Annotated in this window: 22 protein-coding genes; 7 read left to right on the top strand and 15 right to left on the bottom strand. The window is 64.7% G+C overall.

The window, feature by feature from the left end:
* Window positions 1–13: 13 nt before the first annotated feature.
* Window positions 14–1,021: a DUF2804 domain-containing protein gene (locus ON20_RS18635; protein ID WP_245547309.1), complete on the top strand. Its 1,008-nt coding sequence runs from the start codon at window positions 14–16 to the stop codon at window positions 1,019–1,021.
* Window positions 1,022–1,422: 401 nt separating this feature from the next.
* Window positions 1,423–2,493, top strand: coding sequence for a fatty acid desaturase family protein (locus ON20_RS18630; RefSeq protein WP_040837156.1), 1,071 nt, complete (start codon window positions 1,423–1,425; stop codon window positions 2,491–2,493).
* Between the two features lie 153 nt (window positions 2,494–2,646).
* On the opposite strand, the gene ON20_RS18625 is transcribed toward ON20_RS18630, so the two are convergent.
* On the bottom strand, window positions 2,647–4,191 hold the full coding sequence (locus tag ON20_RS18625) for an acyl-CoA carboxylase subunit beta (protein ID WP_040837154.1): 1,545 nt from the start codon (window positions 4,189–4,191) through the stop codon (window positions 2,647–2,649).
* 227 nt (window positions 4,192–4,418) lie between these two features.
* Between ON20_RS18625 and ON20_RS18620 the strand changes: the two genes are divergently transcribed.
* Entirely contained in the window at window positions 4,419–5,333 is a 915-nt protein-coding gene (locus tag ON20_RS18620; protein ID WP_040837298.1) for a D-alanyl-D-alanine carboxypeptidase family protein, read from the top strand.
* A gap of 227 nt (window positions 5,334–5,560) precedes the next feature.
* Here the strand turns inward: ON20_RS18620 and ON20_RS18615 are convergent, their stop codons facing one another.
* The 4 genes from ON20_RS18615 to ON20_RS18600 all read right to left on the bottom strand — a co-directional run bounded on the left by ON20_RS18615 (window position 5,561) and on the right by ON20_RS18600 (window position 8,650).
* The gene (locus ON20_RS18615; protein WP_040837152.1) at window positions 5,561–6,205 is read right to left on the bottom strand and encodes an NAD(P)-dependent oxidoreductase; all 645 of its coding nucleotides are present in this window, start codon (window positions 6,203–6,205) and stop codon (window positions 5,561–5,563) included.
* On the bottom strand, window positions 6,202–7,029 hold the full coding sequence (locus ON20_RS18610; RefSeq protein WP_157228893.1) for a GDSL-type esterase/lipase family protein: 828 nt from the start codon (window positions 7,027–7,029) through the stop codon (window positions 6,202–6,204). Before ON20_RS18610 ends, ON20_RS18615 begins: the two co-directional genes overlap by 4 nt.
* A 161-nt stretch (window positions 7,030–7,190) precedes the next feature.
* Window positions 7,191–7,895 carry a hypothetical protein gene (locus ON20_RS18605; RefSeq protein WP_040837149.1) on the bottom strand — a complete coding sequence of 235 codons (705 nt, stop codon included), beginning with the start codon at window positions 7,893–7,895 and terminating at the stop codon, window positions 7,191–7,193.
* The gene (locus ON20_RS18600; RefSeq protein ID WP_040837148.1) at window positions 7,892–8,650 is read right to left on the bottom strand and encodes an SDR family NAD(P)-dependent oxidoreductase; all 759 of its coding nucleotides are present in this window, start codon (window positions 8,648–8,650) and stop codon (window positions 7,892–7,894) included. The genes ON20_RS18605 and ON20_RS18600 overlap by 4 nt, the downstream gene beginning before the upstream one ends.
* A gap of 46 nt (window positions 8,651–8,696) precedes the next feature.
* On the opposite strand from ON20_RS18600, the gene ON20_RS18595 reads away from it, so the two are divergent.
* Together ON20_RS18595 and ON20_RS18590 are read left to right on the top strand one after the other, a co-directional pair.
* On the top strand, window positions 8,697–9,188 hold the full coding sequence (locus ON20_RS18595) for a MarR family winged helix-turn-helix transcriptional regulator (RefSeq protein ID WP_051162770.1): 492 nt from the start codon (window positions 8,697–8,699) through the stop codon (window positions 9,186–9,188).
* 13 nt (window positions 9,189–9,201) lie between these two features.
* On the top strand, window positions 9,202–9,855 hold the full coding sequence (locus ON20_RS18590) for an AAA family ATPase (protein WP_218002552.1): 654 nt from the start codon (window positions 9,202–9,204) through the stop codon (window positions 9,853–9,855).
* 61 nt (window positions 9,856–9,916) lie between these two features.
* Here the strand turns inward: ON20_RS18590 and ON20_RS18585 are convergent, their stop codons facing one another.
* The 6 genes from ON20_RS18585 to ON20_RS18560 form a co-directional block, all read right to left on the bottom strand.
* Complete coding sequence (locus ON20_RS18585) at window positions 9,917–11,461, bottom strand: ATP-binding protein (protein ID WP_051162768.1); 1,545 nt, start codon at window positions 11,459–11,461, stop codon at window positions 9,917–9,919.
* Between the two features lie 277 nt (window positions 11,462–11,738).
* Window positions 11,739–12,101, bottom strand: a complete 363-nt coding sequence (locus tag ON20_RS18580; RefSeq protein ID WP_245547308.1) for a hypothetical protein — start codon at window positions 12,099–12,101, stop codon at window positions 11,739–11,741.
* A 352-nt stretch (window positions 12,102–12,453) separates the two neighbouring features.
* Window positions 12,454–13,068, bottom strand: coding sequence for a PIN domain-containing protein (locus ON20_RS18575; RefSeq protein WP_040837143.1), 615 nt, complete (start codon window positions 13,066–13,068; stop codon window positions 12,454–12,456).
* Window positions 13,065–13,934 carry an ImmA/IrrE family metallo-endopeptidase gene (locus ON20_RS18570; protein ID WP_040837142.1) on the bottom strand — a complete coding sequence of 290 codons (870 nt, stop codon included), beginning with the start codon at window positions 13,932–13,934 and terminating at the stop codon, window positions 13,065–13,067. Before ON20_RS18570 ends, ON20_RS18575 begins: the two co-directional genes overlap by 4 nt.
* A 6-nt stretch (window positions 13,935–13,940) precedes the next feature.
* The gene (locus tag ON20_RS18565; protein WP_040837292.1) at window positions 13,941–14,285 is read right to left on the bottom strand and encodes a helix-turn-helix domain-containing protein; all 345 of its coding nucleotides are present in this window, start codon (window positions 14,283–14,285) and stop codon (window positions 13,941–13,943) included.
* Between the two features lie 219 nt (window positions 14,286–14,504).
* Window positions 14,505–14,807, bottom strand: a complete 303-nt coding sequence (locus ON20_RS18560) for a hypothetical protein (protein ID WP_040837141.1) — start codon at window positions 14,805–14,807, stop codon at window positions 14,505–14,507.
* Window positions 14,808–15,167: 360 nt separating this feature from the next.
* Between ON20_RS18560 and ON20_RS18555 the strand changes: the two genes are divergently transcribed.
* Together ON20_RS18555 and ON20_RS18550 are read left to right on the top strand one after the other, a co-directional pair.
* Window positions 15,168–16,484: a helix-turn-helix domain-containing protein gene (locus ON20_RS18555; protein ID WP_083865033.1), complete on the top strand. Its 1,317-nt coding sequence runs from the start codon at window positions 15,168–15,170 to the stop codon at window positions 16,482–16,484.
* On the top strand, window positions 16,477–17,025 hold the full coding sequence (locus ON20_RS18550; RefSeq protein ID WP_040837139.1) for a GNAT family N-acetyltransferase: 549 nt from the start codon (window positions 16,477–16,479) through the stop codon (window positions 17,023–17,025). The genes ON20_RS18555 and ON20_RS18550 overlap by 8 nt, the downstream gene beginning before the upstream one ends.
* Window positions 17,026–17,123: 98 nt before the next feature.
* On the opposite strand, the gene ON20_RS18545 is transcribed toward ON20_RS18550, so the two are convergent.
* The 4 genes from ON20_RS18545 to ON20_RS18530 form a co-directional block, all read right to left on the bottom strand.
* Entirely contained in the window at window positions 17,124–20,567 is a 3,444-nt protein-coding gene (locus ON20_RS18545; RefSeq protein WP_040837138.1) for a DEAD/DEAH box helicase family protein, read from the bottom strand.
* Window positions 20,568–20,767: 200 nt separating this feature from the next.
* Window positions 20,768–21,673, bottom strand: coding sequence for a restriction endonuclease (locus tag ON20_RS18540; RefSeq protein ID WP_040837289.1), 906 nt, complete (start codon window positions 21,671–21,673; stop codon window positions 20,768–20,770).
* A 17-nt stretch (window positions 21,674–21,690) separates the two neighbouring features.
* Complete coding sequence (locus tag ON20_RS33225; RefSeq protein ID WP_083865032.1) at window positions 21,691–22,872, bottom strand: restriction endonuclease subunit S; 1,182 nt, start codon at window positions 22,870–22,872, stop codon at window positions 21,691–21,693.
* Window positions 22,869–24,401 (bottom strand): type I restriction-modification system subunit M, encoded by a 1,533-nt coding sequence (locus ON20_RS18530; RefSeq protein WP_040837285.1) that lies wholly within the window; start codon window positions 24,399–24,401, stop codon window positions 22,869–22,871. The genes ON20_RS33225 and ON20_RS18530 overlap by 4 nt, the downstream gene beginning before the upstream one ends.
* Window positions 24,402–24,663 lie beyond the last annotated feature (262 nt).

Genomic DNA, 24,663 nt, shown 5'->3' with positions numbered 1-24,663 from the left:
TGTGAGGTAGGCGGTGTCGGCGAGTTTCGAGGAGCTGTGGACGGGGATGACAACGGAACGCGAGATCACCGTGCCCGTCGAGTTGTGCCGCCCGGACGGCCGGCTCGACCCGGCCGCCGTCGGGTGGACGCGGCGGCCCCTGCATCGGGCCAACCTACAGGGGTGGGGCCGCGGCAAGCGCTGGGAGTACTGGGGCATTGTCACACCGCGCCACATTGTCGGGATCGTCGCGTCTTCGCTCGACTACGCCGGGGTGTACGGGATCTACGTACTCGACAGGAAAACCGGCGAAGAGATCGCGCGTGACGCAGTGGTGCCGTTCGCCCGGGGAGCGGTACTGGGCGAGCGCAGTGGTGTAGGGGTCAGCTCGGTGCGCGGTGGCGGTATCGACATCGAATTGTCGAACGACGAGTCCGGAACCGGAATCGAGGCCCGTGCGCCCGGCGTGCGTCTGTCGGCCCGCGCCGAGCTGCCCTCCGGTCACGAATCGCTGGGCGTGGTCGTGCCATGGAGTGGACGGCGCTTCCAGTACACGGTCAAGGATGTGGGGAGGCCGGCTTTCGGGACGCTCACGGTGGGGGCACGGGAATACGTCTTCGATGACGCCTTCGCGGTGCTGGACCACGGTCGCGGCAAATGGCCGTACGCGATCACCTGGAACTGGGCCGCCGGCAGCAGGCCCGGCTTGGGAATCCAGTTCGGTGGCACGTGGACCGACGGCACCGGCAGTACCGAGAACGCGATCATCGTCGACGGCCGGATCCACAAGATCAGCGACGAATTGCGTTGGGACTACGATCGCGAGAATTGGCTGCGGCCCTGGCACATTACCGGCGAACGAGTCGAAGCCGAATTCCGGCCGTTCCATACTCGAACAGCGAAGACCGGCCTACTCGTGGTGGCCAATGACACCCACCAGTGTTTCGGGGATTTCCTCGGCCGCGCCTGGACCGACGACGGGCGCCGGCTGAATCTCGACGGTGTGGTCGGTTGGGCGGAGGAGACACGCAACCGTTGGTGAGATTCGGCAGAAAAGCCGATCCGCGCAGGCGAATTTCATGTGCGGGAACAGCTGGAAGAGCGCGGGAAGGGCCACTTGGGCCTCGAGCCGCGCCGGCGGTGCGCCCGGGCAGCGGTGGGCGTCGTACCCGAACGCCATGTGGTTTTTGTTCGTCCGTTGCCGTGCAAGCCACGGATCTCGGTCTGCGGTGGACATCCGATATCACACCGCAGTGCGATTCCACGCCATACCAAGGGATGACCCGGAACGAGAATCCGACCGATAGCTTCGGTTCAACGAAATCGTCACCCCGCCCCTGCACACCGAGCAGTGCCCGCTGGATCAGATCTCCGATCGGGATCGACCGGCGGGCATCGAAACGGGTAGAGGTGGGATCCCCGACTCAACTATCAGGAAGATCTATGACGACACCGGCCTTGGCCCCAGAGTCCTCTCCACGGTCATCGCGGCGCGGCGGCGCCGACGGTGATTACGCCCGTCTGTTACGTCGGATATCCGACGCGGGACTGATGAACCGGCGTCCCGTCTACTACGCCGTCCGGCTCGGCCTCGTCGGGGGCGCGTTCGCGGCCGGCTGGGCGGCGTTCGTCCTCGTCGGCGACTCGTGGTGGACGCTCATGGTCGCGGCGTTCATGGCCGTGACCTGCGCTCAGGTTGCGCTCGTCATGCACGATGTCGCGCACCGCCAAGTCTTCCGGCTGCGGCGACCGACGGAGATCGTGGGCCGAGTCGTCGGCAACGCCGGAATAGGCCTGGCCTACGGCTGGTGGCAGGACAAGCACACCCGGCATCATGCCAATCCGAACCACGAGGAACTCGACCCCGATGTCGCGCCCGACGTTCTCATCTGGTCACAACGGCAGGCGCGGGCCAGCCGTGGTCTGCCTCGTCTCATCGGCAGGGCACAGGCATTCCTGTTCTTTCCCCTACTGATGTTGGAGGGCCTGAACCTCCATGCGGCGGGCGTACGGGCGCTCAGAAATCGATCGCTCAAACACCGCGGATTGGAGGGTGTGCTGCTCATCGGCCACTTCGCCGTCTATCTGGCCGCACTGTTCGCGGTCCTGCCCGCCGACAAGGCCTTCGCGTTCCTCGCTGTTCACCAGGCGCTGTTCGGCCTGTACATGGGCTGCGTCTTCGCCCCGAACCACAAGGGCATGCCGACCCTGACCGGCGACGACCGCCCCGACTACCTACGTCGTCAGGTGCTGACCTCCCGCAACGTCCGGGGTGGCGTGCTGACCGACTTCGCCCTCGGTGGGCTCAACTATCAGATCGAGCACCACTTGTTCCCGAGCATGCCGACACCGAACCTGCGTCACGCCCAGGTAATCGTCCGCGATTACTGCGCCGAGATCGGTGTGCCATACCACGAGACCGGGCTGATCTCCTCGTACCGCGAGGCGCTGAGGCACCTGCACCACGTCGGCGCGCCCCTGCGCACCGCCGACCGACACCCGGGCGCCCGATGAACTTTCGCCGGCGCTGTAGGACTGCACGACATGCTCGTGCAGTCTCGGCCCGTCGACGGCGTACATGTCGTGCTGGACGAAATTACCCGTAGGGGTGGAGCGCGGTCGGCAGCGTCCGCATCATCGTGTGCGGTCCGAGTAGCCCCGTCGGTTTTACAGCGGCAACAGGTGATGCTTGCGCGGGTAGCGGATGACCTTCTTGTCGCGTAGCAGGCGCAGGGCACGCCGGATTTCCAGCCGGGTGGCTGACGGCTCGATCACGCTGTCGATGTAGCCGCGCTCGGCCGCGATCCACGGGGTCGCGACGGTCGTGTTGTAGAAGTCGATCATCTGCCGGCGGAGCTCGGCGCGCTGGTCCTCGGGGGTGGCGTCGAGGACCTTGCGCTGGGTCAGACCGACGGCGCTTTCGGCACCCATGACCGCGATACGGGCGGTAGGCCAGGCCAGGTAGACGTCGCAGCCGAGGGCCTTGGCGCCCATGACGGCCCACCCGCCGCCGTAGGCCTTGCGGATCACCACCGTCACCTTGGGGACGGTGGCCTCCACGTAGGCGAACAGGAATCGGCCGCCGCGCTTGATGACGCCCGCTTTCTCCTGCTCCACGCCGGGGAGGAAACCGGGGGTGTCGACCACCAGCACCAGCGGGATCTCGAAGGCGTTGCAGATGTGGATGAAATGCGCGGCCTTGTCACTGGCCTTGGCGTCGAGCGCACCCGCCAGCACGGTCGGCTGGTTGGCGACCACACCTACCGGCCTGCCGTCGACGCGGGCGAAACCGGTGATCAGATTCGTGGTGGCGGCCGCGCCGATCTCGTGGAACTCACCGTCGTCGAAGATCCGCAACAGCACGTCGTGCATGTCGTAGACCGCATTGTCCGAGTCGGGGACGAGCGTGTTCAGCGTCAGATCGGACTCGGTGACCTCCGGCTCCAGGCCGGGGTTCACGATCGGAGGGAGCTCGACGGCACTCGACGGCAGGTAGCTCAGATAGTTGCGGACCCACGCGAAGGCGGCCGGCTCGTCCTCGGCGACATGGTGAATATTGCCGTAGGCGGCCTGGTTGTAGGCACCGCCCAACTCCTCCATGTCCACCTTTTCGCCGATGGCGTCCTCGATGATCTTGGGACCGGTGACGAACATGTGCGCGCTCTCGGTGGCGACCACGACATCGGTGCAGATCGGCTGGTACACCGCGCCGGCCGCGCAATTGCCCAGGATGAGCGACACCATCGGCACCGCGCCCGAGAGCGGTTCCATCTTGGTCGCCAACTCGCCGTACCAGCGCAGCGACGTGACGGCCTCCTGGACGCGCGCGCCGCCGGAGTCGTTGATACCGACCAGCGGGCAACCCATCTTCCCCGCCAGCTCCATGATCGCGGCGACCTTGCGGCCGAACATCTCGCCGACGGTGCCGCCGTACACCGTCTGGTCATGGGAGAACACGGCGACGGGTCGGCCGTCCACCAAACCGCGCCCGGTGACCACACCGTCGCCGTAGAGGGCGTCCGCGTCGTTGGGGTTGCGTACGAGAGCGCCGATTTCGACGAAGGTGCCCGGGTCCAGCAGCATGTCGATGCGGTCGCGGGCGGATGGTATGCCCTTACGTGCTCGTTTGGCGGCTCCCGCCTCTCCGGCCGGTTCCCGCGCGATCTCGAGCTTCTTGTGTAGGTCCGCAAGTTTTTCGGCGGTGGAATTCATCGATAAACATCCAGATTTGTCAGCAGGAATACCACACCGTGATCGGGGGCGGTTGACACCGTACCCTGAGGCCGCGGCCTGTCGTAGTTGCCACGGCTTGTGTGTCCTCGCCGATCGCTGTGCGCGGATCGGGATGGGGTCGTGCTCTATTGGGCCGCATCATCGCCGGCCACGCCTCCGGATCGGAAATCCCACTGTTCGACGAGGTCAGGCGACACAATGTGGCGATGCGATCCTATGCCCGTGTACTGCCGGCGGCCCTCGTCGGAATACTCGCCATATTCGCTCCCCCCGTCGCGGCCGCCCCGGCTCCGGGCGTCTCGCAGGCTCGGCTTCCGTTTCCACTGACTCTCCAACCAGAGGGAGTACAGGCGCCGACGGCGGCGCTGGCGGAGGCCAATACCGGGTTGATCGTGTGGTCACGGCAGCCGGACACCCGCGTCCCGATCGCCAGTATCACCAAGGTCATGACGGCAGTGGTCGTGCTCGAGGCCGGCGACCTCGAGCGCCCGATCACGGTGTCGCGGAAGGCCATCGACTATGCCGCCGCCTACGACGGAAGCACCGCCGACCTGGCTCCCGGCGAAGTGCTCACCGCACGCCAACTGCTGTACGCGATGATGCTGCCCTCCGGCTGCGATGCCGCCTACGCCTTGGCCGAGGCCTACGGACCTGGGCAAGACGCCTTCATCGCCAAGATGAACGCCACCGCGCGACGACTGAGGATGTCGAGCACCCATTTCAGCGACCCCAGCGGCCTCCCCGCCCCCGGCGATTTCTCCACGTATTCCACACCCGCGGAACTGGTGAAGCTCGGCCGCCACGCGATGGCCCACCCGGTTTTCCGGGAGATCGTCAAAGCGCGGACCTATCACCAGCCCGCCGGTCCCGCGAACCGAGACCACGTCTGGGAAACCACCAATGGACTACTCCGCGAGTATCCGGGCACCACGGGCATCAAGACCGGATCCACGGACGCCGCCGGGACCTGCCTGCTGTTCGAAGCCTCCCGGGGCGCACAGCGGCTGATCGGCGTGGTGCTGAACAGCTCACCCCATGACCTGGCCGCCGCGACAGCCGATGCCACACGCATCATGGACTGGGGTTTCATACCGATCCTCGGTGCCCTGCCAATCGGCTGACCCGGCACCCGACCACTCGTTGGTAGGCGTTCTATCCGGAATTACAGGGAGGCGAAGGTGAAGCCTGATCACGCGCCGGTCTTCGATGAGCCGGTGGAACGTGCGTGCGAGGTTCGTGTGATGGACTTCGACGCGGCGAACCGGGCGGCGTGCGAGGCTCTGCTCGGGTCGAGTGCGGCTCGGACCGGTAGCGGGTTACCCAACCGGCGATCCGGAGCATACGGGCGCTACGGTCCCGCCGATATTTCCACGGTCGATTTCCAGGTTGCCGGATCCTCGACGGCGGTGAGCATGTAGTGGGCGAGATCTGCGCGGGCGATGGATCCGGGATTCGGCACATGCGTGTTGATCGCAGTGCGGTACCTGCCGGAGGCCGGCTTGTCGGTGAGCATGGGCGGTCGCACGATTGTCCAGCGGACATCCTGAGCGTGCAGGACTGCCTCCATTCGTCTCATATCGGCGTAGCCATGGCGGTAAAGCCTTTGGATGAGCAACCGGGTGACGGTTTTCTGGAGAAACGGAGTGCCGGGAGCAATGTCGAGACCGGCCGAGGACAGGCAGACAATTCGCCGCGTCGGACTTGTACCCATTGCGGACAGGATATTCAGGGTGCCGGCGGAATAGACGGTGGTGGGCTGCTTACGGTCGGTGCTTCCCAGGCAGGAGAGGAGGGTGTTGTTCCGGGAGGCGAATTCCTGCCATGGCCCGGGGCGGAGAACGTCGCCCGGGACGACCGTCAGTGACGAGCGTTCGACCCTGGGGAGCTTTTCCGGAGATCGGGTGATCACGGTGACGTCGTGCCCTTCGCTGACAGCCTGGCCGAGCAGCGCGGCTCCGGTACCGCCCGTTGCACCGACTATGAGGAGCTTCACCGCGCTCCTCCTATGACGAGTTCGTGCAGGACTTGTACCGCGAGCGCTTCGTGAACCGCGATGCCGGGATGCAGGCCGTCTTCGGTGAAGGCGTCGGCGCCTGCCGCATCCACCGCGGATGCGCTGTCGACGACGGGATCGGCCATATTCCGTAAGGCCGCCGTGAGCTCGACGAGATCGGAGTTCGTCCAGGTGATTCCGGATTGGCGGAAGAACGGGAAGGCGTTGACTCTGGCTTCTTCGATGGGGGTGGGTGCCACCCATATCCAGTGGGTGCTGTCGTCGGTGATCGCGCGTGCGCGTAGTTCGGCGAGGTTTCGCAGCGTTTCTTCTCGGCTCACCAACAACGGCCCATCCGGAGTACTGAGCCGTTGGGAGTCGTTGCTGCCGAGCATGCAGAAGATCCAGTCTGCTCGGTGCCGGCGAATCGCCGATAGCCGGGCAAGCATCTGAGTGGTGGTGGCGCCGGGGAATGAGAGGTTGGCGAAACCGAGTCGCAGTTCTGGGCGTCGCGTTTCGAGGAGGGTACGCAGAATTTCGAACCAGGAGAGTCGGTCCGCGGTGGTGCTCTCGCCGATGACCACAATTCGGTCGCCGGGTTCGAACGGCAGATGCCGTAGGTGTGAACCGACCCGCGGGTCGAGGGAGATCCGTGTTGCTGCGTCATTCAGTCGATTTCCGAGTCCTTCGAGGACTTCGTGGTACTCGGATTCGCCGGCGCCGAAGATGCCGGCGAGCGTCGGTGCGCTCAGGCTTTGCGCGAAGGGCAGGGTGTGTTCGGGCCGCTGGAAGCGTACGAGCTTCTCCAGCATCGGATTTGTCATGTCTGCTCCTGTGGGTCGAATGCGCCGATGGCGCCGGGCGCCGGCCGGGCGAGGACTGGTCGAAAGGCGCTCCACTCGGCGTTCGGCGTCGGCTTCGGATGCTGCGCGAAGGGAAGCGGCTGCTCCGATCGTTGGAATCGATTTCTCGAGCAGCGGGTGGGTCATCGGGGATCCTTTCTCCTGGTGGCGGCGCGATGGGTGGGAAGAAGGAATGCGGCGATGACGATCCATGCCAGCGAAGGGAAGCGCACAACGGGGAGCAGGATCGAGAGCTCGCCGATCGCTACCGTCAGAGTCGCGATCATGGCCAGGCATGCAATGACGAGTCCTGCCCAGGCGTGCCAGTGCGGTAGGAGCCGGGCGATCAGGCCGGGCACGGCGATTCCGGCGAGGAGGAGGCCACTGGGGACGATGAACCCAGGGCCGCCGGTAATGAACGCGAGATCGTGAAGAAGACGGATGAGTTCGGTGTGGTCGAGGATTTCCGGTCTTGTGAGGGTCCAGGTGATCAGCGCGGATATCGCCATTGATGTCGAGGCGAGGATCCCGCCCACAAGCCCGATGGTGGGTCCGGGGGCGCGAACGCCGAGGTGGTTCAGCCGCGCCGAGGCGGTGGCGGCGAATATGCCCAGTGGAATGGAAGCGGCGAACTGTAACAGAGCTCCGATGAGCACCGGGGTCGTGTTGCTGCGGAAGTAGTCCACGATCATGGCCTCGTCCGAGTAGGGCGATGGAAAGGTGGCGCCCGCAGCGAGAATGATCGGGAGGATCAGAGAGGCCATGAAGAGGGCGACTGTGGCGATCGCGATGGGTGGTAGCGGTGGGCCGGACCGGCGGGTTGGCCTGCTGCTGGTTGTGGTGGTCACAGGGTCATTCCTCCGGTGATGTCGAGCGTTGTTCCGGTGATCCATGACGATCGATCGCTGACCAGGAAGGCGATTGCTTCCGCGACGTCGATCGGCCGGCCGATCCGGCCGAGCGGCACATGGTCGGCGATTGCGTCCAGTTGCGGCGGACTCACCCGGTCACGCAGCTTGGTCGTCTCAACGATCGAGGGCGCCACGCAGTTCGCGCGGATTCCTGACTGCGCGTATTCCTTGGCGAGGTGTTCGGTGAGCATGACGACGCCTGCCTTGGACGCCGCATAGGCCGCATTGGCTCGGGAGGGGCGACGACCAACGCTGGATGCGACGGTCACGATCTGACCTTTGCCGCGTTCGATCATTGCCGGTAGTACTGCTCGAACAGTGAAGAACACGGAGTTGAGATCACTGTCGATGACGTTTCTCCATCTGTCGGCGTCGAGGGAGGCGGTGGGAGCCGGCGCGCCGTCCCCACCGGCGAGGGTGACCAGGATGTCGACCGGTCCCAGCGATCGCTCCACATCAGCCGCGGTCGCAGCCAGATGGTCCGGGTCTCGTACGTCCCCGACGTAGGAGACGCTCGCGGAGCCTGTGGCTCGGAGCTCGGCGGCGAGGTCGTCGAGAACGCTTTTGGTCCGGCCGTGAACGGCGACATCGGCTCCGAGTGCCGCCAGCGTCCGACCGACCTCCGCGCCGATCGAACCGGATGCCCCGGTGACGAGGGCGACGCGGCCGGTCAGAATATGTGTATGTGACATGAATTATTCATAGCACAGAATGATTCATCTACGCTAGCATGGCGGCATGGCGAACGATTCGAAGCGACCGGAGCAACGCGGAACCGCGCAGCCCGTGGCCTTCCTTCTCTCCCAGATCGGAGCGTTCGCTGCGGCACGCTTCGCGCAACGGTTGGAAGCCCTGGCCCTGCAGCCGAGTGACGTGGGGATCCTGCGCCTCATCGCCACCGAAGCCGGATTGAGCCAACAGGCACTCGCGGAGAAGCTCGGCGTTGTCCCGAGCCGGGTCGTGGTCCTGATCGACGGTCTGGAGAAGAAGGGGTTGGTTGCGAGAAGTCGCAGCACCCGCGATCGCCGCACCCATGAGCTCCGGCTGACCGGCGAAGGACAAACCGTTATGCGGCAAATGCGTGAGATCGGTGCCGCGCACGAGGGTGATATGACAACGGCACTGAGCAAAGTGGAGCGAGAAGAGTTGGCCCGGCTGCTCGGTAAGGTCGCGGCAAGCCTTGGACTCACGCCCAATGTGCACCCTGGATACAGCGCACCGCTCAGATGATCTCGCTTATGATGTGGCTAGGGTCGTAGCCATGCTGCTCTGGATCAACGGTCCCTTCGGCGGGGGAAAGACACAGACCGCGTTCGAGCTGCACCGCCGGCTTCCCGGCAGTGTCGTGTGCGACCCGGAAATGGTGGGATACGGGCTGCACCGGATGATGCCGCCGAAGCTCCGGGCCGACTTCCAGGACTATCCGAGCTGGCGACAAGGCGTATTCGAGGTACTGGACCATGTGCTTCGCGAGCACGAGGGTGTGGTGATCGCCCCGATGACCGTCGCCGACCCCCGATACTTCGACGAGACGGTCGGACGGCTGCGCGAATCCGGCCACGACGTGCGTCATTTCGCGTTGTTGGCCCGTCGGGAAACAGTTCTGGATCGTCTGCGCGATCGTGGGCTCGGCTTCGCTCCCATCCTGCGCGCAGTCGGACAGGGCGATCTACTGCTGCGTGCGGAACAGTTCGCGGTGGACAGGCTGGACTTCTGCCTCGAGCAGCTGAGCAAGCCCGAATTCGCCGACCATATCTGGACCGACACGACTCCGGTGGCAGCGGTAGCCGACCGGATCGCCGACACGGTCGGCGTGACACTGGCGCCCGACACCGACGGCCGGATACGAGGCAGGCTTCGCCGCATCGCCGTCACAGTCCGCAATGCCCGTTTGTGAGTTGACCGCCAGGGCCACCAGATCGTCGCCGTGATCACCAGCGGGCATTCGAGCCTTTACCTCATACCGGGTCGCGCCGGTCTTCGCGGGACTCGTCGGGGTCGGTGAGCTCGTAGAAAGTCCGCCGACCGCGGCCACCGGTCTGAACTACGATTCCCGCATCCCGCATTCCACGTAGAGCCTTCCGGATCGTGGACGTGGACAGCTCGAGCAAGGGCTGCAGCTGGGACGTATCGTGTGGGCCGGTCGCGAGAATTTCGGCGATTCGTACCTGGGTCGGGCTCAACGCGGTGGTACCTGGATTTATTGCCTCGAACCTTCGCTCTACCGTCGACTGCGCAACGGTCTGTCGCTGTTTCGCTTCGCCTGAAAACTTTCGGGGATCTGCCGTGGTTCGCAGAACGGCGGTGAACCTGATGCCCATATCGCTGTACTGCGCGGGCGGTAGCCCGCCGGCTTTCAGAGCATGAGCGATGGTGGGTATTCCGGTCGCCAGTGCTTCGATGACCCGGCTCCCGGATTCCGGTGAGCGCAGATACTGGCAGATGTTGACCAGCCACATGTTTCGCGCCGAGGTCACTGCGTCTTTGCCGAGGCGGTCGACCGTTACCCCGTACAGGCCGCCCGGATTGGTGACGATCAGTCGATCGCGGCGCAGACGCACTTCCACGGCCATCCCCTGCGACCACTGGTCCAGATCACGGTGCAGCAGAGCGTTGGCGATCAGCTCACGGAAGGCGACCAGCGGATAGGACGGAACGTCGACGACGGTGCCGTCAGGTCTGCTCACGATGGCGGTGTCGAAGGTCTGCCCGGCCCATTCCAAAGCCGCGTCCAGCATGCGGGGGATCGGGCCGGTCAGCGTGACCTGGTTGCGTGCCCGGGTGCCCGGTGGATCGGTGGGTCCCGGCTCCGCGGCGGCACGGACGACGAACTGGGGAAACCACTGTTGGGGATACGTTCCGAGCGCCAGGAGCCCGGCGAGGGTGGGGACGCCGCCGGTGGTGATCACTCCGGCGCGTCGGAGCAGTTCTTCACCACTGAACCGGCCGAGTCCATGCCGGTCCCGTAACCGGACCGTGCGGGCGAAATCGTCGACCAGTTCGTCATCCAGATCGCTCCGGGATGCCTCGGTTACGGGTGTCCGATCGAAATGCGGAGCTTGCCGGGCTGCGAGAAACGCTTGTTCCTCGAGCGTGGACATCCGGAAATCGCCGTCGTATCCGCGCAGGTACGCCGCGCCGGTCGCATCGACCCGGCAGGGTTTGGCAGACGGTGCGCATTCGTGTACCACCGCGGCGACGACGGGCTTACCGTCGATGGTGGCGTCATCGATCGTCAACTGCACGGGCGGCGTGAACGACCGTGCCCTCTGTGCCAGGCCCTGTTTCAGCTTCTGCGGATCCGGCCATCCGGTCGGCCGGAAACCATCGCGCTCGTCCAAGCCGAGGATGATCAGCCCACCGCCCGGAAGGTTTGCCAAGGCAGACAATGTACTGGTCAAAGAGTCCGGAAGTCCGCCGGTCGCGGACTTGACCTCGATGTTCGTACAGTCGCCGCCCAGCGAGCACAGGGAGTCGATCAGCGCAGGCCGGTCGATGGCCATAAGCACATGGCACTCAAATGGGAACGAAATGGGAAAATGGGAATGAAAATGCTACCTAAATGGGAAACCTCCAGGTGAGCGGCTCCTCTCTGGTTCGTCTTCCACCGGTTGTCCGGCTCAATCGTCGGTTGGGGCGTGAGTCGAGCTTGTGCTCGCATGCGGTCTGAACGTGCGGTATCGGTTCGGTATGCCGACCGTCTGGGCCACCAGATCGCTGCCGCGATCACCAGCAGTGGCAGTCCGATCGCGATGGCGAAGCCGGCTACTACCAGGGCGCTCATGGTGTCTCCTGCGCGGAGGGCCGGCGGGCGAAGCTCAGGCGCGGTAGCACGGTCTCGACGTCGGCGATGTCCATTACCGCGTTGAGTTCGAACGGGCTCAGATGGGCGGGTGCGGGCAGGATCACCAGGTCGGCGCCGGCGTTGCGTACCTGATCGACCACTCGGAGCGCCGACCGTTCGCAGGGCCACACGAGCCGGTAGCCGAGTTGGTCGGCGAGGCGGTGTATCCGGTCGGATTCGGGTGCGCGGCGACCGGGCCATTTGGCGTTGCCTGAAACCGAAATATGTTGTGGCAGTGCGGTTATAGTAGTTACGTAGCATAGCGGCATGTAGACCGAGGTGCCGAATGACTGAATCACTGCGCGATCCGTACGTTGATACGTACCTGGGTACCGCCCGGCAACTGATCTTGGCGCTGCCGGAGGGGGAGAAGTTCATGGCGGCCGACATACAGCTCAGGATGCGAGCAGGAGGTTGGAAGGACCTCCCTGAACCGCGGGTCTGGGGATCATTCATCCTGGCGCTGCAGCGCGCAGGGCTCATACAAAAGTTGGGCACCGAATCCTCGCCTGCACGTTCGCATAGAGGAGTTGGCGCGACATGGTGCCGCACAGGCATTCAGGAGTGATTTCTCAGTGGCCCGGTGTGGAGGGTCTTCATGAGCGGCGCTGATACGAGGTGAGCGGTGCGTGCCGGAGGGAACAACGCATCTCAGGACCAGTGTGGAAGTCGAAGAAGATTGGTTTTCTCGACCGGCGGTAGACCGTCATCGAGGCGGCGTAACCGGGTGTAGATGGTGCGCATCGCAGCCTTGTCGGGGATGTGTTGCCCGCCCGCCGCACGCTCGAGAATTGTCAGCGTGCTCACCAGCCGGATCGACCCTACAGGGCGACCACTGGCGTGAAGTCGTCGCAGCCGGTTGATTTCTGCAGTGGCAGTCCGAGTTCCTGGTCCGTCGTCGATGAGGATGGTCACGGTCTCACCGGCTTCTGCGGTGACGACCGCGTGTGCGATGACCATGGTCTCGCCCAGGTCTTTCGGGGATTGCAGGCGTTGTTCCATGGATTGCCGGGCGATCCGGTGGACCACAGCGGCGAGTTCGGGTGTCTGGTCATCGGAGAGCACCTGAATCCATGCAGGCGTCAGTTTGCGCCAGACCGAAGCGGCGGCTCGGAACCGTGGGTCCTGCCGGGACTTGCGAAAGATCTCGTCTTGCACGGTCTCCGGGGCGCTGAGCCGCCCGAGCACGCCGATGAGCAGACGCTCCTGGTTGATAGAGAAGAAATTCAGTCCGGGTCCGGCGTCGATGATGGGCGGGTGGCTCACCTCGCCTCGTCCCCGTCCACTTGGGGATCGGCGGGCTCATCGACCGATGCGTCGAGGGCCTCGTCGAGGGCTGCCAGGTCCACGTCGACATCGGGCAATTCGGCGGCATCGGCCCAGGCGATCTCGCGTCGTACGGGCTCGACACCTGCTTCGCGCAGCTCTTCGTGGGCAGCCTCCAGCGTGATGCCGCGCAGAGTGGCGATTGCCTGTGCAGACAGTACTTCTTCTTCATAGGCTCTGATAGCCCGGGCTAGTAACCGCTGAGGCGCTCTGCGCTGATCGGAGTCGGCCTGCAACACCTGGTACTGGTCGCTCCATCCGTAGCGGGCAGCCAACTGCGGCGCGGTCAATGTCATCCACTCGTGTTTGGTGTCGTCATCGATGTACTCGGCCTGGTGCAGGGCGATCGCCGCGATGGGCGGTGACACCAGGAACCGCTGCACAACCTCGGAGAGGGTGGATCGGGTCACCGACTCTCGGTTGCCGAGGAACTCACGCAGGCCCTCGATCGGCACGAGCAGGTGCCGGGCGAAGGCATCGGCACGAATTTCCGCGGAAGTTCGATCGCTCCAGTTGCCCGAGCGGTCGTCTACCCAGTCCTGGAACAACACGTGGCCGAGTTCGTGGGCGAGCGTGCTGCGTTGCCGCATCGGGTTGCGGGTGCGCGCGACACCGATGAATACGGCGTCGCGCACCGGGTCCCGCATTGTCAGGCCATGTTCGTCCGGGCCGACCTCAAGTACAGCAACGTCGATCGCGGTTGCCTGTTCGATGACCGCGACCAGGTCGCCCAGTGGTTGTACGCCGAGTCGGTGGTCGTGACGGAACCGCGCGGCGGCGGTGCGTCCTTCTGTCTCGTTGTTCACTGTTGCCTACGCGGGGTCGACCGTGGCGGGGATGGCCTGGTCGTCGAGGTAGTCGTTCAGCTCCACGAAATGCAGTAGCGCCTCCCGCATCCGATCCATTTCGGAGTCGTTTGTCGCTCGTGCCACGCATTGGATTCGGTCGGCTACCGTCTCGCTCCCGGTGAGTTGGGCGACTGTGTGCCCGGTCGCCCAGGCGATCGCCACGATCTCCGGCATTTTCGCCGGTCTGTCCCCGGAGATGATCCGCGACAAGGTCGGCTGCGAGATCCCGGTCGCGTCCGCAAGGGCACGCTGGCTGAGCGCCGCGGCAAGGCGAGCGCGCTCGATCCGCGCACCGACATCAGTCGTCACCGCTACCACCTCTGTCCAGGACTGAATCACGATCGTCGATCGTGATTCAGTCTACCGTGATGCGGTGCGCACGGCCAGGACGGCCTGTCAGGAACTCGCCGAGCCGGTGGCCATCGGCGATAGTTCGGTATGTCGCTCATCAGGGCCACCAGATCGTCGCAGCGATGACCAGCAGTGGTAGTCCGATCGCGATCGCGAGACCGGCTACTACCGGGGCGCTCATGGTGCCACCTGCCCGGATATCCAGCGGGCGAAGCTCAGGCGCGGTAGCACGGTCTCGACGTCGGCGATCTCCAGTACCGCGTTGAGCCTGAGCGGGCTCAGGTGGTCGGGTGCGGGCAGGATCACCAGGTCGGCGCCGGCGTTGCGTACCTGATCGACCACTCGGAGCACCGACCGTTCGCAGGGCCACACGAGCCGGTAGCCGAGTTGGTCGGTGAGGCGGCGTATCCGGTCGCGGTCGGCTTCGGGTGCGCGGCTGATGTCGTAGTCGATCCAGCCGAACGCGATCGAGTGGCTCATGGCGCGACGTCGGTGTCGGTAGCCGGTTTCGGGACATCGAGAGTGGCCCGGAGTCCGGCCGCTACTCGTTCCAACGTCGCCGGCTCGATGGAGTATTGATCGCGCCACAGCCGGATGGCCGCTTCGATTGCCTGGTTTCGCGCGGGGCGTTTGGGCAAAGGTGGTCGTTCGCGCACAGTGCCTCCTCATCAGGTGTCATGGCAGGCACCCGGCGCCGGGGAATTCCGCGGTTGGCGGACTCGTAATGTGCTGTCCGGCCGGGCGGTTCGACCCGGCGCCGGGGCCGGATCAAGCGTCATCGACCGGAGTTCGCCGTCCCAGGGACAGCAGTGATAGGGAACCGCTACTCTTCCGCTAGGTATGCAGGGACAGGGGGCACCGCATGATCGTGGAGATTGGACAAGGGTCGAGGTACGGGCGCTGCGTGACGCGGCGCTCCGGATGACGCAGGAGCAGTTTGCCGAGCAGATCGGGTGGTCTGTTGCGACCGTGCGAAAATGGGAGCGTGCCACCGAATCGCGGCCGGTGCGCGGGCAACGTGCCGCCGACCTCGATAGTTGGCTCGCCAAGCTGAGCCCGGAGCAGATGCGTCGATTCGCTCTCGCCGTATCGTCCACGCGGCCATCAACGCAAGTAAACCCCTCCCCTGGAAACATTGACGATGAGGCAGACGTGAATCGCCGCGAATTCGGTAAAGCCGCAGCGCTTACCGCTGTGGCATTCCCGGCATCGAACCATTCCCGGATCGGTATGGCCGACGTAGAACGTCTCAACGCATTCACGACAGAACTGGAGACGGCCGATCAGGCTGTCGGTGGAGCGGGCCTACTGTCTGCCGCCGTCGATGCGTTGGAACGCAGCCAGAGTTTGCTGCACAGCAGGGTGTTCGACGATGCGACGGGTCGGGCGTGGATGTCTGCGGTCGGCGCGCTGGCCGTGGAAACCGGCTGGCTCGCATACGACGCGGATCGAGTCCAGTTGGCGCGGAGGTGCTACTCCGATGCGCTCTCCCTGGCGTCCATGGCCGAAGACGACGAGTTGGCTGTCCACGCCTGCATGAATGCTGCTCTGCAATCCATCAGCTTGGTACGCACCGGTCATTCGTCGCCCTCCTATGCACTCGCGCTGACACGTCGGGCTGCGGACTTGGTACGGAGGCGGCCGGCGGGGCGGATACACGCGCTGATCGCCGCCCGCGAGGCCGCGGCATACGGCACAGCCGGTGATCGGCGAAGTATGGAGCGAGCCATGTCAGCGGCTTGGCGGGAAATGGATAATGCAGCCGAACATGAGCCGATGGGTGAGTGCGCTCCATGGCTGCGATTCGTCGACCATTCCGAGATCCGATTCCACGAGGCGCGGGCATGCACTGACATTGGCAACCACAGTCGAGCGCTCGTCCTGCACGAGGTCGTTGCGGGCGAGCCGGCAAGCGCTGGCAATTCCGTGCATGCCTCGGCCTGGTGGTCGGCGGCGCTCGCCCGTACCGGCGATACGAGATCAGCGGTCGAAGCGGGGACACCCGTGCTCGAGGCGCTGGAAGGATGGCTAGCGTCGCCGCGCGCACTCAAGGCGCTGGAACCGGTGCGAGAGTTGGTCGACAGCGCTTCCGGAGGCGAGGAGTTTAAAGCTCGGTTCTACGCACTTGCCACCGCGAAAGGATTCTCGGTTGATTGAATTCCGCCGCTTTGATCACATCGGTGCGCGCGAAATACGCGACACGGTCCAAGACATCTACGCGCGCGCCTATGCGGAGGCCATCGCGACCGGCGATCCCTTCGAATCGCTGGAAGCGTCGATGAATCGGTTCGACGCTTACCTCAGGGCGCCGGGCTTTGACCTCGTGGTGCTGTACCTGGACGGGGAACCGATAGGGCAAGCATGGGGATGGCCGCTCGGCGAGAAAACTGCCGGCTGGGACGGATTGCAGCTCGATCGACATGATCCGGGATTCACTCGCGAGGACGGGACTCGGACGTTCGGGCTCTCGGAGATCATGGTGGTCCCTGAGCAGACGGGCCGGGGTTACGCGCGGGCGCTACGCGACGAATTGCTGGGTGCCCGCCGAGAGCGGAGGGCGACGCTGTTGGTGGATCCGAGTAACGAGCGCGCATACGCGCGGTATCGGCGATGGGGCTGGTACCGAGTCGGCGTTCAGCGTCCTGGCTGGGAAGGGGCGCCTACATTCGATGTACTGATTCGTCCTCTTCCGCTTTGAACGGAAAACACTCCGGGCCGTGCGAGTAGTCCTCACGCCCCGAATTGAAGAAAGTCTGTTCGATGTCCTGCTTGTGCGTCGCGTGGCACTGTCCGGGGTCAGGCGGTCGCGGCCGCCGAGTCGTTGATCGACCTGATGACGCCGACGAGCCGTTTCGTCTGCTCGGGGGCAAACAGCTGCGTCGGCCCCTGCGGCGCCGCGTCGGTGAACGGCGGCTCGAACAGCAGCTTCGGGTCCATCTCGCCGTGCCGGGTGAGGTGGCCGATGACGAGGTTGATGAAGTCGATCTGGCTGGCGGTGGCGGTGCGTTCGCCGAGGAACTCCGCGAACGCTTCCTGCACGGCCTGCTGATCGAGGCCGACGAGGGAGCGGATGAAATGTCCGAGTCCGTGGGCGTTGGCGACGGCGCGTTCCATGTCCTCGGGGCCGCCGGCGCCACTGCGGGCCAGCAGTTCCTCGAGCGATTCCAGATCGGCCGGTGTCAACGATTTGCCCGAACGCAGCTTCTGAAGCGCTAGATTGTCGGGCTGGCGGCGCAGATAGTCACGCGCCTTCGCGGTGTATCGCTCGACGTCGGTACCGGACCGCATCTCCGGCATGTCCCGTTCGGCGACTTCGCCGAGGGTGTCGGTGAAGTCGGTGTAGACGACGACGCGCTTCTTCTTGTCGAGCAGTCCGACGATGGAACGGAGCTCACGCCGAGCGTGTTCGAGCATGTCGACGGTGACGTCCTCCCACCACTCGTCGCTCGCCACCTCCCGCAGCAGTTCCTCTTTGGCCTTCACCTTCGGAATAGTGAGCCCCTCGTCGAGGAGTCCGTCCGCGACGCCGCGGATCGTGTCGGCGTGCCGCGTGAGGAGGTCGTCGGAGACGACGACGGAGAGCTGTCCGCGCAGGATGGCGAGGTCGAATCGTTTCGCCATCTCGTCGGTGTCGCGGACGGTGGTGGGCAGGTCGGCGAGGCCGGCGACGATCTCGGCGGCCCGCTGTTCGGTGACGGATTCCCAGGCGGCACGGTCGGCGTACTTCTCCACCGCACGGCGCCGGGCGCGGACGATGAAGTTGTCCAGTCGCATGCCCGCGACCTGGCCGTGCAGCAGGTCGGCGGTGTCGCGGCGCAACTCCGACGAGGCGCCGGACCGGTAGAGAGCGGCCAGCAGTTCCGTGCGGGTGGTGAACAGCCGCTGCGAGAGCGACGGCGCGAGTGCCCCTTCGGAGGCGTCGGGGTGCTGTTCGAAGTAGTCGAAGTTGCCGCACACGTCGAAGATGAAAAAGTCGGTCTTGTCCTGGCCGGGACCGTACAGATCGGGGCGCAGCCGGGTGCCGCGGCCGACCATCTGCCAGAACTTCGACTTCGACCGCACCGGCTTGAAGAACACGAGGTTCACGACCTCGGGGACGTCGATGCCGGTGTCGAGCATATCGACGGAGATCGCGATATGCGGTTCCTGCTCGGGCTGGGAGAACTTGTCGATGAGGTCCTGGCTGTGGTTGACCGAGTGGGTGATGACGCGTGCGAACGAGCCCTTGAACTCCGGGTAGTTCGCGTCGAACCGCTGGGCGATGAACTGGGCGTGCCGCTCGTTCTTCGCGAAGACGATGGTTTTGCCGAGCCGGTCGCCGCCAGCGACCCGATGCCCGCGGGTCATCAGGGTTTCGAGGACCTTGTCGACGGTGTCGGTGTTGAACAGCCACTTGTTGACGGCCTCGGCCTGGACGGCGTCGGGGATCTCGCCCTCGGCGACGTCGTCGCCCCAGTCGATGGACTCGTACCGCTTCTTCTCCTCATCGGTGAGATCGGCGTAGCGGATTCCCTGCAGCGGGAAAGTCAACGGCACGTTCACCGCGCGCGGCCGGACGAGATGCCCCTCGTCGATGGCCTGGTCGAGCGAATAGTTGTTCGTCGGGACACCGGTTTCGAGATGGAACAGCTGGTAGGTGTTGTAGTCCACCTCGTCCTTCGGGGTGGCGGTGAGCCCGAGGAGCAGCGAGTCGAAGTATCGGAAGATGTGCCGGTACTTCTGGTACACCGAACGGTGCGCCTCGTCGATCACGACGAGGTCGAAGTATCCGGGACCGAATTTCCACGTACCGCCGTCCTTTTCGTCGATGAATCCCATCATCGTCGGATACGTGGAGACGTAGACCCGCCCCTCGGTGTTCTTGTCGGTCAGCAGATTCACCGGCGACGAGTCGGGCAGGTGCGTCTTGAACGCGCCGACGGCCTGCTTGACGAGGGCCTTGCGGTCGGCGAGGAACAGTACCCGCTTGACCCAGTTGGCGCGCATCAGCATGTCGGTGAGCGCGATGACGGTGCGGGTCTTGCCGGCCCCGGTGGCCATGACGAGGAGCGCGGCCCGCTGGTTCTCGATCTCGAACCGCTCGGTGACAGCGCGAATCGCCTTCTCCTGGTACGGCCGGTCGACAATCGCCTTGGGGACGGGGATACCGGCGAGTGACTTCATCGACGTCCGGCGGGTGACGAGGAGTTCGAGTTCGTCACGGGTGTGGAAACCGGCGACCTCCCGCGGCGGGTAGCGCAGGTCGTCCCAGAAGTGGTGCTCGAATCCGTTGCTGTAGTAGATGACCGGCCGCCGGCCGAACTTCCGCTCGAGGCAGTCGGCATACAGCTTCGCCTGCTGCTGACCGGCGATGGGATCGACGGACGTCTTCTTCGCCTCGACGACGGCCAGCGGCAGACCGTCCGCGCCCCACAGCACGTAGTCGGCGAATCCGTTCTTGCCGTCGAGCATTCCGGTGACCGGGTATTCGCGGTCGCGTTTCTGGTCGAGCGCCCAGCCGGATTCGCCGAGCATGCGGTCGATGAAGTCGCGGCGGGTCTGTGCCTCGCCGTAATCGTGCGTGTCGGGCGTCGCGACGCTCGCTTGCTGCGCGGCGGCAACCTGGGCGCGCAACTCCGTGATCAGCTGCTCGTAGCCGGCATTCTCGAGTTCCGCCGTCTCGACGGCCTCGTCGCGGGCCTTCAGCTGCGCGATGAGGTCTTGCTTCTCGGCCTCGGCCTGCTCGAGCCGCGCGTCCTTGGCGGCCAGCTCGGCTTCGAGCTTGCCGAGCTGCGCGACGGTTTTCGCGACGACGGCGCCACCGCCGGGCTTGGGCAGGAGGGCGGGGTCGAACTGCTGCTGCGGCGACGGCTTGCTCGACGGCTGCGTCGCGTAGGTGCGGGCCAGCCACGACAGGATGTGGAACAGCTCGGCGAGCGCCTTCCGGCCGGAGTCCTTGGAGACCGGCCTGTCGTCGTGGACGGCTGCGTTGCCGAGCTTGCGGATGAGGTCCATCTTCATGACAAGTCCGTGGCCGACGATGCCGACGAACCTGCCTTCGTGGATCCGGGCCGCGAGGTCCGACTTGTACGGCTCGGGCAGGTTCTGGGTGTGGTAGATCCACTTGACGGTGTGTTCGACGGTGCGGCGTGCGTAGAAGCAGGTGGTGCGCGGGTCGAACAGCGCGTCACGTTCTGCCTTCTTGGCCTCGGCGTGCAGTTTCGGCCATTCGGCCTGCAGGAAGTCGAAATTCCCCACCATGGGCCCGCGGTCCTCTCCGAACTCGTGTGCGTCGCGCAGTGACGTGTCGTTCTGTGCTCGATCTTGGCACAGGCGTCCGAGCTTTCCCGGAGCCTTCGAACATTACGGGCAGGGTCCGACAGATTCGTCCCCGTCGGGATGGAATTGCGGAGTTCGTCAGTGGGTCCGGCTCTTGCACGTGCTGCGTCTGCGGCACGGATTTATTCGAAGTAGTCCTCGTCGACCTCGATGACGGTGAAGGTCTGTCGCGTCTGGACTGCGACGCCGTAGCGGATCATCAACTCGGCGAGGCGCTTGCCGTCGATGAGGATGACGCGGGTGCCGATGCTCTGCGCGTACTCACGGGCACCCGACGTGAAGGCGCTCGTGGTGATGAAGACGCCGCGGGCAGCGCCGACGCCGTGCAGCGCGCCGACGAACGCCTGGATCTCCGGCCGGCCGACGGTGTTGTCCGCGGCGTAGCGCTTGGCCTGCACGTAGATGCGCTCAAGGCCGAGCGGGTCCTGATCGATGACGCCATCCACACCGCCGTCACCGGACCCGCCGATCCGGGTGGCCCGGCCTTCGGTGCCGCCGTATCCCATAGCGACGAGCACGTCGAGTACTGATTGTTCGAGGAACGCCGGATCCTGACCGCGCAGCCGCGCCAGCAGGTCGGTGGCGACCTCGGCATGGAGGCGTTCGACACCACGCTCGATCTGCTCGAGTGGGTCGACTGCTTCGTCGGCGGCAGCTGCCTCGGCCACGGGATCGCCATTCGAGGAGCCTGTCCGCGCCGGTGTGTAGTCCCGGTACTCGGGTAGTGCTTTCAGGATCTTCTCGGTAATCCCCGGGGGGTGAGCGGCGAGCAGAGCCCGGCCCGCATCGGTGATGACGAAAGTAGCGCGGGCCGGCTTGTCGACGAGCTTCGCGCGATACAACCCGCTGAGCGCCCACCCGATCCGGTTGTCGGCGCGCCCCTTTCCCGACGGCAGCACCTCGGCCCGCTGCTCGGCTGTCAACCCGATATGGTCCTCCACCGCCGTGTGCAGATCGCGCCTGCGCCAGATCTGGCCGTCGTCAAGCACTTCCAGCACCGGGGTGAGGAAGCCGGGCCACACCGGCATCGCTGACACCGGTGCGATCACAGCTCGCCTCGAAAGGCACGGGACTGGAGGGAGGCGAAGAGAGCGTCGAGTTCGACGAGGTTGGCTCGGTGTCCTGAACGAATATGCCCTATGACGTTCGCCCGCGCAGCGAACTCCAACTGCAATTCATATGGCGGAACAGGGATTACCAGTGGCGCGAGGTCCTTCTTGTTCAGCTGCGGAACTGAACTTCCTGAGATGAGAGAGTTGAGGTCCAATCTCTCGAACCAGGCGTAAAGAAACTCAAGGCCAAGCTGACTCTGTTGCGGCTTTATCGCCATCAGATTTGGATCAAGTATCGATGGCCTACTTGTCAGCCGCTTTTTGTTAGTCCCAATCGCTCCACCTCGCTTCGGGATAACAACGCTTCCAGCCGGACACGTCGCGGACCTCGCCCCCGGGTGCGCTGACCACCCTTGGCTTGAGCGCAGAACCCTCTCGTTCCCCGGGAGATTTAAATCGGACACTTTCAGAAGCGCGAACCCATCTGTCTGCCCGGCGAAGTCCTCACCTTCTGGCAACGTGCCACCGGCATAGAATTCAGCGATCTCGCCGAGGGTGCGTACAGGATATCCCGACGGATTCGAGACGGGATCGCCGAACATGTCGATGAAGATCGACTGGGTCAGCTCGTCGAGGCGGGCGAGGGCTTCGCGGCGCTTGGCGCGGAGGGCGTCGGCGTGGTCGAGGATCGCCGCGATCCGCCGCTGCTCCTCGATCGGCGACAGCGGAACTTTCCATTTCGCGAGCGCCGCGCGTCCGAGGTGATTGATCCCGGTACCTCGAGCACCGCGCACGAATGCACCTGACTCTGCTTCATGCCGGAAAAAGTGGAGCAGATAACGCGGGTCGACGTCACTCTGTGGACGAACACGCAGGAGTGTGTTCTGGAAAGCGCACTCGTCAATCTCACCTTGCCAAATTGCAGGCTTGCCCACCTCACGAGGTGACCCGGATGCCTCATTCAACAAGATGTCGCCGGGCTCCAGCCGAAACTGCGCCATCTCAGCGTCGGTGAAGTTCATCGCCTTGACATCATCCAGAAGCAAACCGCTCCAGCCGACATTCGCCGCACGCAAGTACCTGCGCATATTCGGACCATCGTGGTTCTTGGGCGAACGCTGTCGCCCGAGCTTGACGTCGGCGATTTCTTCAACCGACACGACTTGCACACTCACGCCAGCATCTCCCGCAGTTGCGCCATGCCGTCCATGATTTCCTTCTCGAGCCGGTCAAGCTCATCCAGGATGTCTCCGGGCGAACGGTGCTCGACCTCCTCGTGATCGATCTCTTTGTACCGGTTCAACGACAGGTCATACCCCTGGGCGGCAATATCATCCTTCGGCACGCAGAAGCTCTGCTCTGTCCGAGCCCGCTCCCGCTCCGCGCCGTCGCGTTCGGCCCAGCGCCGCAACACATCAGGCAGGTTGTTCTTCGCGTGCTCGTCCTCCGACAGCTCCGCGAGCGCACCGAGCTTGTCGGCGGCCAGCAGCGGGTTGCGCTTGTCATCCAGCGACATGCCGTCTGCCTGCACGTCGTAGAACCACACGTAATCGGTGCCGCCGGAGTTGGTCTTGGTGAAGAACAGGATCGCCGTCGACACACCGGCGTACGGCTTGAACACGCCCGAGGGCAGCTTCACCACCGCATCGAGCTTCTCCTCCTCCACCAGAATTCGCCGAAGCTCCTTGTGCGCCTTCGACGATCCGAACAGCACCCCGTCCGGCACGATCACCGCGGCACGGCCACCGGGTTTGAGCAGTCGCAGGAAAAGTGCCAGGAACAGCAGTTCGGTTTTCTTCGTCTTCGCGATCTGCTGCAGATCCTTCGCCGTGTTCTCGTAGTCCAGCGAGCCGGCGAACGGCGGGTTCGCGAGGATCAGTGAATACGCTTCGGCGTCACCGGTGTTCGCCTCCGCGAGGGAATCGCGGTAGCGGATGTCAGGCTGCTCGATACCGCGCAGCAGCATGTTCATCGACCCGATTCGCAGCATCGTGTTGTCGAAGTCGAAGCCGTGGAACATCTCGTGGTGGTAATGCTGCTTACCGGCACCCGAGTTGATCGCGTCCGCGTGGTACGCGCGCATGTACTCCGACGCCCCCACCAGGAAGCCACACGTCCCGGACGCCGGGTCGACGATGGTGTCGCCCGGCTTCGGGGCCGTCATGTGCACCATCAGCTCGATAATGTGCCGCGGGGTGCGGAACTGGCCGTTCTGGCCGGCGGACGCGATCTTCGCGAGCAGGTACTCGTAGATGTCGCCCTTCGTGTCGCGGTTCTCCATCGGCACCTTGTCCAGGCGATCCACCACCCGCTGCAACATGCCCGCGTTCGGGATCGTGAGCCGCGCGTCCTTCATGAAGTGCGCGTACGTGGAGTCCTCCCCGCGCATCTCCTTGATGAACGGGAACACCCGGTTGGCGACGATGTCGAACATCTCGTCGGCATGCCGGTCCCGGAACACCGACCATCGCAGGTCGTTGTACGGCCGGCCTTCCTCGTCGTCTCCCTCCGGGAACGGGTTGCCCTCGAGCGGCTGCTCCAGCAGGTTCGCCTGCTCCAGTGCGCGGGTCTGCTCGTCGTCCAGCCGACGGATGAACAGCAAGTACGTGATCTGCTCCATCACTTCGAGGGGATTGGAGATACCGCCCGTCCAGAATGCGTCCCAGACTGCGTCGACCTTGTTCTTGACGTCACCGGTGATCACGGATACCGAAACCTGCCTGCTCTGCTCGACGAAGACCAACAGAACTGTATAACCCACCCGCCGACACCACTGTGCCCCGACCTACTTCGGCATCACTCGGGAATCCTGTCGATCAGCCCTGTCCTTCTGTCCGGCTCCTCGCCGAGAAGCTCCTGTCCAGGTCACAGCGATTCGCCGACAACCAGACCCTTCGTTATGCGGTTCGGGCGTCGGTGTGTTGACCACGTAACGCTCGTCGGCGAATCTTGCCGGTCTGTCCGTA

The sequence above is a fragment of the Nocardia brevicatena NBRC 12119 genome, assembly GCF_000308495.1.
GTDB classification, from domain to species: domain Bacteria; phylum Actinomycetota; class Actinomycetes; order Mycobacteriales; family Mycobacteriaceae; genus Nocardia; species Nocardia brevicatena.
This window is presented reverse-complemented; position numbering and strand designations above follow the sequence as displayed.